At 57.2% G+C, this 7,130-nt stretch carries 12 protein-coding genes and 2 pseudogenes; 1 reads left to right on the forward strand and 13 read right to left on the reverse strand.

Going from position 1 to position 7,130, the window contains the following annotated elements; genetic code table 11:
• From PG892_RS20710 to PG892_RS20755, 10 genes and pseudogenes are all read right to left on the reverse strand, one after another.
• Nucleotides 1-215 (reverse strand): annotated as a pseudogene (locus PG892_RS20710) (hypothetical protein); the annotation flags it as partial.
• Between the two features lie 116 nt (nt 216-331).
• Nucleotides 332-670 carry a hypothetical protein gene (locus PG892_RS20715; protein WP_024945024.1) on the reverse strand — a complete coding sequence of 113 codons (339 nt, stop codon included), beginning with the start codon at nt 668-670 and terminating at the stop codon, nt 332-334.
• A 24-nt stretch (nt 671-694) separates the two neighbouring features.
• On the reverse strand, nt 695-886 hold the full coding sequence (locus PG892_RS20720) for a hypothetical protein (protein ID WP_024945023.1): 192 nt from the start codon (nt 884-886) through the stop codon (nt 695-697).
• Nucleotides 883-1,380: a RadC family protein gene (gene radC, locus PG892_RS20725; RefSeq protein ID WP_024945022.1), complete on the reverse strand. Its 498-nt coding sequence runs from the start codon at nt 1,378-1,380 to the stop codon at nt 883-885. The genes PG892_RS20720 and radC overlap by 4 nt, the downstream gene beginning before the upstream one ends.
• Nucleotides 1,381-1,504: 124 nt before the next feature.
• Nucleotides 1,505-1,780: a hypothetical protein gene (locus PG892_RS20730; RefSeq protein WP_042048606.1), complete on the reverse strand. Its 276-nt coding sequence runs from the start codon at nt 1,778-1,780 to the stop codon at nt 1,505-1,507.
• Nucleotides 1,755-2,183 (reverse strand): hypothetical protein, encoded by a 429-nt coding sequence (locus PG892_RS20735; protein ID WP_270825794.1) that lies wholly within the window; start codon nt 2,181-2,183, stop codon nt 1,755-1,757. The genes PG892_RS20730 and PG892_RS20735 overlap by 26 nt, the downstream gene beginning before the upstream one ends.
• Before the next feature lie 9 nt (nt 2,184-2,192).
• Nucleotides 2,193-2,618: a DUF2787 domain-containing protein gene (locus tag PG892_RS20740; RefSeq protein WP_024945020.1), complete on the reverse strand. Its 426-nt coding sequence runs from the start codon at nt 2,616-2,618 to the stop codon at nt 2,193-2,195.
• A 19-nt stretch (nt 2,619-2,637) separates the two neighbouring features.
• Entirely contained in the window at nt 2,638-2,985 is a 348-nt protein-coding gene (locus PG892_RS20745) for a YkvA family protein (RefSeq protein ID WP_024945019.1), read from the reverse strand.
• An 83-nt stretch (nt 2,986-3,068) separates the two neighbouring features.
• A complete protein-coding gene (locus PG892_RS20750; protein WP_024945018.1) occupies nt 3,069-3,518 on the reverse strand; it encodes a hypothetical protein in 450 nt (149 codons plus the stop codon).
• Between the two features lie 12 nt (nt 3,519-3,530).
• The gene (locus PG892_RS20755; RefSeq protein ID WP_024945017.1) at nt 3,531-3,854 is read right to left on the reverse strand and encodes a hypothetical protein; all 324 of its coding nucleotides are present in this window, start codon (nt 3,852-3,854) and stop codon (nt 3,531-3,533) included.
• A 246-nt stretch (nt 3,855-4,100) separates the two neighbouring features.
• Between PG892_RS20755 and PG892_RS20760 the strand changes: the two genes are divergently transcribed.
• A complete protein-coding gene (locus PG892_RS20760; protein ID WP_024945016.1) occupies nt 4,101-4,451 on the forward strand; it encodes a helix-turn-helix domain-containing protein in 351 nt (116 codons plus the stop codon).
• Nucleotides 4,452-4,462: 11 nt separating this feature from the next.
• On the opposite strand, the gene PG892_RS20765 is transcribed toward PG892_RS20760, so the two are convergent.
• The 3 genes and pseudogenes from PG892_RS20765 to PG892_RS20775 all read right to left on the reverse strand — a co-directional run.
• Entirely contained in the window at nt 4,463-5,443 is a 981-nt protein-coding gene (locus tag PG892_RS20765) for a recombination directionality factor (RefSeq protein ID WP_052814540.1), read from the reverse strand.
• The gene (locus tag PG892_RS20770; RefSeq protein WP_163156114.1) at nt 5,440-6,429 is read right to left on the reverse strand and encodes a YqaJ viral recombinase family nuclease; all 990 of its coding nucleotides are present in this window, start codon (nt 6,427-6,429) and stop codon (nt 5,440-5,442) included. Before PG892_RS20770 ends, PG892_RS20765 begins: the two co-directional genes overlap by 4 nt.
• 94 nt (nt 6,430-6,523) lie before the next feature.
• Nucleotides 6,524-7,054: pseudogene (locus PG892_RS20775) on the reverse strand (DUF932 domain-containing protein); the annotation flags it as partial.
• Nucleotides 7,055-7,130 lie beyond the last annotated feature (76 nt).

The raw sequence follows: 7,130 nt of genomic DNA on the forward strand, positions 1-7,130 counted from the left end.
CGATGCCAGACTGCCCGCCGGTTGGCGAGCATCATCAACCGTACCAGCCGGTCTACCCGCCACGTCCAGGTACTGGTGACATCCATTGGCGAGTTCCACCAGAGGGAGCGCAGCAGCTCAAGGGTGTAGTGCGGTGGCATGGGGGCATTGCAAAAACGGTGTAACTGAACGGCAAAGGCAAGGTAGTCCTTGCGATCGATCATGAAAGCAGACATGGGGATGACTCCTTGAAATGCAAAAGGCCACCTGTAGTGAGGTGGCCTTGTTGGGGGGATCGGAATATCCGGATCTTGGTGTTGGACCTGATGATCCGGGTTTGGGAATGCTGGCGTTATTCGTGCGCCTGCTCTGTGCTGGGGAGAGCCGCATCGAACAGGATGGCGTAGAGTGCACCATCAATGCCGTTGACGGCATCGTGATGCGGGTAATAGGGCGGCGTGTCTCGGGATCGCTCAAAGTAGTCACCAAAGCAGCTGAGACACTCGCGGATCTCGATGGTGGATCCCTGCAGCAAGGTCTCTTCAAAATGCTTGGCATAGGCCTCGTCATCATGTGCCTTGGTGACGGCCTTCTCCAGCAATGTCAGCGCATCCTCGTTGCAGGCGGCTGCTAGCCTATGGCGTAGCTTCTCGAGGGTTTCCTCAAGGGAATAGGGATTGGGTAATCGCATGGTGTTTATCCCTTCTTGGCTCGGTTAAGGGCGTAGCTGATGGAGCAGTGCATCAATGGCCTCGACACAATCGCTCTGGGTGAGCTGATAGCCGTTAGGCAGGTGAGCCACGATGGCAGGCTCGGCCTGCATCTCGACGTTGTCTGCAAGCCAGCCGCGCAGCTCGAGGAGGATGTCGAGGGTGGTGAGGTGTGACTTACCTAGGGTTAGAGTCATAGCTGACCTCTTTCGGCCAGCGAGACCACGCCCTCGGCACCGACCACCAGATGGTCGAGCAATCGCACATCGACCAGCGCCAAGGCCTCCTTGAGGGCTTGGGTAAAGACCCGGTCAGATTGGCTGGGTTCAGGGTCACCGCTTGGGTGATTGTGCACTGCGATGATGGCCCCGCAGTTGAGTATCAGGGCCCGCTTGACTACTTCCCGTGGGTAGATGCTGGCGCTGTCCAAGGTGCCGCGAAACAGTTCCTCAAAAGCCAGTACGCGGTGTTGGGAGTCAAGGAACAGTGCACCAAACACTTCATGCTCCCGGTCCTGTAGCAGGGTTTGCAGCCGCTCGGCGGCCTCGGTGGTGCTGGTAATGGCGGTGCCTTTGGCCAAGCGCTTACGGGCAATCTGGTTGGCGATACGCAGCAGGTCTTGTTCGGTCACGGGTTCAGTGACGACATAAGTGCCGGGGCATTCCCCGGCTTTCAGCTTGTGATAACGCATAGTGGAATTCTCCAAATAAACAAAACCCCGGCACGCATGAAGCATGTCGGGGTTAAAGGTAGAGCGGTTGTTGGTTCACTTTGAGGGTAGTTCAGTTGGTCTTGGTGGCGGCTTCTGCTCCTGCTCAGGCTGTAGGGGCACGCTTCACCGGCATCAGCAATCCGGGGACCTGCAGGGTGAGCGGCATAGCGAGCGCAACGCTCAGCCGTTCCGCCAGCTCATAGGCTTGGCCGATAGTGTCGTAGTCAGCTATCCAGGTAGCCAGCGCCAATCCACTGGCTTCTACCGCTCGCAAGTAAACGCCGTAGCCGTGCACGGGCAGGGCGCTGCCCCGAACCACTTGCGTCTCGCCATTACGATTGATGGCTTCAAGTTCAACGGCTACCGGTTGTTTTGGCATCTTGTGCCTCCTCTTGGGGTAAGGGGTCACTCTCCACACGATAGCCGTGATGGATGCAGGCACGCTGCAGGTCACTCATAAAGCTTCCCAGCACGCGGGGCTGCTCAGAGAGTGGGACGGCTCCTGCCTGGCTGCGCCAGAAACAGCGACGCTTAGGGTCCACACAGATTTCATCCACGGGCTGGCTCATGGTGTGCCAGTCCTCGGCATTGGTGAGGGAGAGCAGTTGCCACTGCACGCCAGACCAACGCACTTGCAAGGTGACTGTGCGGGCTGGTGGGCTATCCGGTGTCAGGTGCAGCAGCCAACGCTGACCACTGCGAGCGGGGGTTAGCTTGGCGCTGGTGGCGACTCGTCCCAGCCACTGGCGTGAGTAGTGGGAGAGCGCTAATTCTTGGGTCATCGTGACCTCCTAATCTCCTGCGACCGTGACGCTGAAGCATTCCAACCGGCAGTAGGCAATGAAGTTGCTTTGCCAGATATCGAACAATTCCCGCGCTTCGGCCAGCCGCAGCGGTCCCCAGCCCAACATGGTGTGTTCCCCATCGAGGAAGTTGAAGTCGATCTCCTTGCAGAGCTCGGCATCATGGCCGAGCCCCTGGTAGCTGAAGTCGGTGACGTAATCGAACAGCCAGCCATCTAGCCCACGGATCAGGCGGATCTCGACCGGGTGCACGCCACCTTGTTCGACACTGTAGCCGGGATTGCGGAAGTTGAAGGTCAGTTGGGTTAAGCGCTCAAGATTGAGCTCGGTTTTAGCGACTTCCTGGTTAAGCTGAACCAGCAATGCTTGTGCTACGGGCAGGGCAAAGCCGTCCCGGAAAAAGGGAATGGTCATGGTGTACTCCTTGTGGGGGTTAATCTTGGCCGAACAGCTCGCGCATTTTTTTGGCCACACGGGCACGGATCTGTTCATCAATAAAGGCGGCAATGCTGGCGAGAGCTGCACTCAGTACCGCGATGTCATCGGTGAGTCCCATCGGCAACACATCCGGGATCGCATCAATGGGCGATATAAAGTAGGCCAGCGCACTGTAAATCAGGAGCTTGGCCCAAAGTGGCAGATCATCCTTTTGGCTGGTGTAGTAGAGCAACAGGCAGGTCTCGATAAAGGGCCGACCGGCACGTTTGGCAAAGGCCCAGAGTTTGTGCCAAAAGCCTGGGTGATCGAACGGCTCGCATTCAGGGGGAATGCAGGGGGGCATAGTGCGTCTCCTTCACGGGTGGGTGAATTGCAGAAATAAAAAGAGGAGGCAAATGCCTCCTCTTGGATGGGAATGGATGTGATCTATTGGTCCCACATCAAGCAGTCAAACTCGGGGGTATTAGTGGCGGGCAGTACAGCGGCTACCTCTTGGGTCGGCAGTGCCAGCTGCTTGCCGTCAGCCGTTAAAATGCGGATCGACTTGGCCTTGCGTAGCTTGCCCCACATGTCGAAGAAATTGTTCTCACCGACACGGGATTCTGTCTCATAGGGCGCATCGTATTGGCTGCCATCGACGATGATGGAGAAAGCCTGCCCAGCATAAGAGCCGTACTCCTTGCCCTGTACCGTGGCCGTCATGCTGACCTTTCGGGTGTCATTGCAGGCGATATAGAGGTTGTTTTGCTCGTTGACCACCGCCGTGTATTCGCTGGTGCCCTGACCCCAGCCGCTGCTCCAGCGTCCGGCCTCGCCATAGGCCAGGGCGTTGTTGCATAGCAGGATGGCCGTCAACGTGATCCAACATTTGTTCATGGTTAGCTCTCCTTATCCAACGTAGTACCCCAACACATTTTGTAAAAAGCCACCTGCCGCGATGTAGCCCACCACGCCCCCGATGAGCTGGGGACCAACTTTCCAAAACAACTTTTTCTTGAACATCTCCTGTGCGCCGTCAGCAAACAGCATGTCTGGTTGGGTAAAGCGGCGGAACAATTCCCCGCCCATCAGGCCAAGTGAGGTAAACAGAGAACCAAAGACAAAGTGCCAGATATGGCCCCAGAACCCGAGCTGCGGGGAGCTACCGGTCCAGAGTGAGTAAATGGTGATGACGAGAAAAAAGAGGGTGGCAATAACGGGATAACGAGCCATGTACTTTTCCTTATGTAACAGAGTAATAGTAACAATGGCAGTCGCCCTAACCGCTCGCGTAAAAGCGCTTTACCCGAGATGGGAGGGGATGCCACAAACGAGGATTGATGTTTGTTGTCGGTGAGTCGGTCAGCGTAGCGATCATCGATTTACGGCCAATTACAACCAACTTAGTTGATACTCGCCTTTTTGAGTCCTTATCGTCAATGAGTCCATGGTCAACCATACGGGTTGACTGGAGGAACCATGACAGATATCAACCTTGAGCTGTTAGCCAAGAGCGTTGGCAAGGCGATTAGCCACAAGCGTACTCAAGCCGGATTCACGCAAGAGCATGTGGCAGAACACCTCAATATCGGGATGGAGGCCGTCTCTCGAATGGAGCGAGGGATTGTGGTGCCGACCGTGGTGCGGCTGGCGGAGCTCGCTCAACTGTTTGGTTGTGAGCTGGCGGACTTTCTGCGCGAGACCAGTAACCGCCCGACCGAGCAGGGCATTGTGCTGAGCCAGCAACTGGCCCGGCTCGATGATGCTGACCGAACCCTGTTGCTGGAAACGGTTGAGCGGTTGGTTGAGCGGTTAGCCCGTCCCGGCTGAACGCCCGCCATTCACTGGGGAGAGGATGGGCTCCCTTTCCCCAATTTGTTGGTGAGTGGACTCCTTCTTGGTTGTGGCCTCTGCGGCATTCTGGTTACTTGGCTTTGCGGTGCGTTATGCGAGGCAACCTCCACTGCCCCTACGTTTCCATTCGCCGTATCGTCGCTGTTTGCTTCAGGATAGAACTCTTCCAGCAGCATCGGCACCTCTTCATCGATATCCTCAAATTGGCCATTGCGCAGCAGGTCGCGAGCGGCCTGCTCCATCTGGTCGATGGCGAGCCCCGCCTCTTGATCACGCCGGGCGGCCTCCTGTGCTTGCCTGACTGCCTCAGTCAGGTTGGTTTCTTCCCGCAAGGTCAAATCCACGTAGTAGACCGGTGTGCGGTACGACTGGGTGGTGCTCTTGGCTCGCAACCGCAGGGTGAGCGGCAGATAGCGGGTATGGCCCCCGCTCACTGCCTCCAGGTACTTCAGCCGCGCCGCCAGAGTGCGCACTGAGTTGTAGCCGGTGGTGCGGAAGATAAAGCTGCCCAGCTCATCCCCTTGCCCCTCCACAAACAGGTTCAGTCGCCCGTACAGCTTGCAGCCCTGTTGCCCGGCAAAGGCGCAGCGCTCTGGTCCAGGGCAGCTGACCTCCTCTATGCCTTGTGCCCCCACGCGTCTTGCCACCTCCCCATTCCCGACACAGAGCGGCCTGCCGGTTTGCCGGTCAAACGCACTGTATTCCGCCCGTAGATTCAAGTCGCTGTCGTTGAACAGCACCCGCACCGGAATGGCGCGGATCTTGGTCTGCTCCTGCCCTTGGTTATTCTTTTGCGATGAGTAGTGTTGATGCAGGGGATGGAGCAACCATCCCCCCTTTTGCTGTATCTGGGTGGTGAGGGTGAAGCTGTCGTCCTTCTCCGGCACCCACTTATCCTGTTTTTGCACCAGCTTGCCGATGCAGATCCGCCCGATCACGGGCGGGGTGATCGCCAGTCCTTTGATCATGGTGTTTGCCTCAAGGGTTGAATGGTGAAACGGCGCACGCCGGGTACCGGTTTGACGTAACGGGTGAGCAGGTCGGGATGATCCTGACCGAGCTTATCCAGGTCCGGTGCTAGCCGGTCTTTACTGCGCTTCCAGGTGATCTTGCCATCGGCAAACAACCCGGCTGTCGCTTCACCCAAGGTGGCTTGCAGCCGCTGCTTGAGTTGCGACTCTTGCAGCTCGACGGCTTCCTTTTGCTGACGCAAGCGCAACAGATCCCCAAATAGTTGATTGAACTCGGGGGAATCGGAGAGATCCACAGTCTGGCCATCATCGCGGGGGAAGAGCCAGCTCAGAGCATTGGCAGCATCACTGGAGCCGTCAGGCTCGGGCTGCTGGTCTTGTTGCACCATCTGCCAGAACTGCGCTTCCCGCTCGGTGAGATCCTGGATCTTCTCCTCATCGCGCTCGATGCGGTAAATCCGAAAATCCTGGCCGCCGATCAGCACTGCCACCTCAGCCCAGGCATGGCCGGTAACTGCCAATTGATGCAGTACCTGACACTGGTAAGCCACCGGCACCCCTTCCTCCCACTGGGGGGCGCTGTGATAGCTGGCGGTCTTGATCTCCAGAATGCCCGGTCCATCGGGATGGCCGATTACCTCCCGATCGAGGTTGGCGAGCATGAAAGGATGCTCGGGGTGTTGCAGTACCGCATTGACCCGTCGCACCTTGTAGCCAGTGCGTTTGGCATAGACCTGCGCCAACACCGGCTCCAGCTCAATGCCCCACAGCACCGCTTCCTTGTGAGAGATATCCTCCGGCTCCTTGCGGCCAGTCTTCTCCAACCACAGGCTGAGTGGACATTTGTAGGGGGAGAGCCCGACTGCCACGGCGGCATCGGAAGAGCCAATGCCGAGTTTGCGGATAGCAAGCCACTGCTCGCGGGTTAATTGGGTAGTGGAGGCCAGCCGCAGGGCTTGGCCGTATTTGGCTTTTGATTTCATGAAGACTCCTTTTTGACGGCATAAATGGCAACGCCCGGATTGGCATGCGCCAGTCCGGGTGAGTTCGTTATGCGGTTTAAATGGGGAAGCGGGATTACTGCAGCAGAGTGAGTGCCTGATTCAGGGCTTGGGATTTGAGTTGGGCACCCTGACCAAACCAGGCGGAATCGAGCCGGTGATCTTGGCTGCGGGCACGGCGGTGGTGATCCACGTATTCCGTTACCGCATTGACCAACCCCCAAGCGGTATTGCGGGAGCTGGCAAGCTCTGAGCCCATGCCTGCGCCCATATACAGCTCGTGCAGTTTTTGGGCGGGACGGCTGAGAATAATATTCTCATCATCGCCAGCCGGATCATTGAGTAGTTCACCGAAGAAATTAAGGGCTTCCACGGGTGATACCGGACGATTGCTCAACGATGTCATCTCTTGTTGGAAACGATCCCAATTTGCCATACCAAGGCCCAATGCCTCTTTGACGGCAGCAGCATTAAATTGAGTGGAGTGGGGAACCTTGATCGCACCAGTATTATCCCGTAGTGCTATTTGCAATGTGTTATTACAGACGACTCGTAGCGAGGTAAATTGTGCTGTGGTGCACAACGTACCATCACAACTGGTGGCGATGCGTATTCCGGCGAAGTTGAACAGCCATTCCGGCCAACGTGAACACCCTGATCCTTAACGCGCTCACGTCACCCCG

This window comes from Aeromonas sp. QDB68 (assembly GCF_027707405.1).
GTDB classification, from domain to species: Bacteria; Pseudomonadota; Gammaproteobacteria; order Enterobacterales; family Aeromonadaceae; genus Aeromonas; species Aeromonas caviae.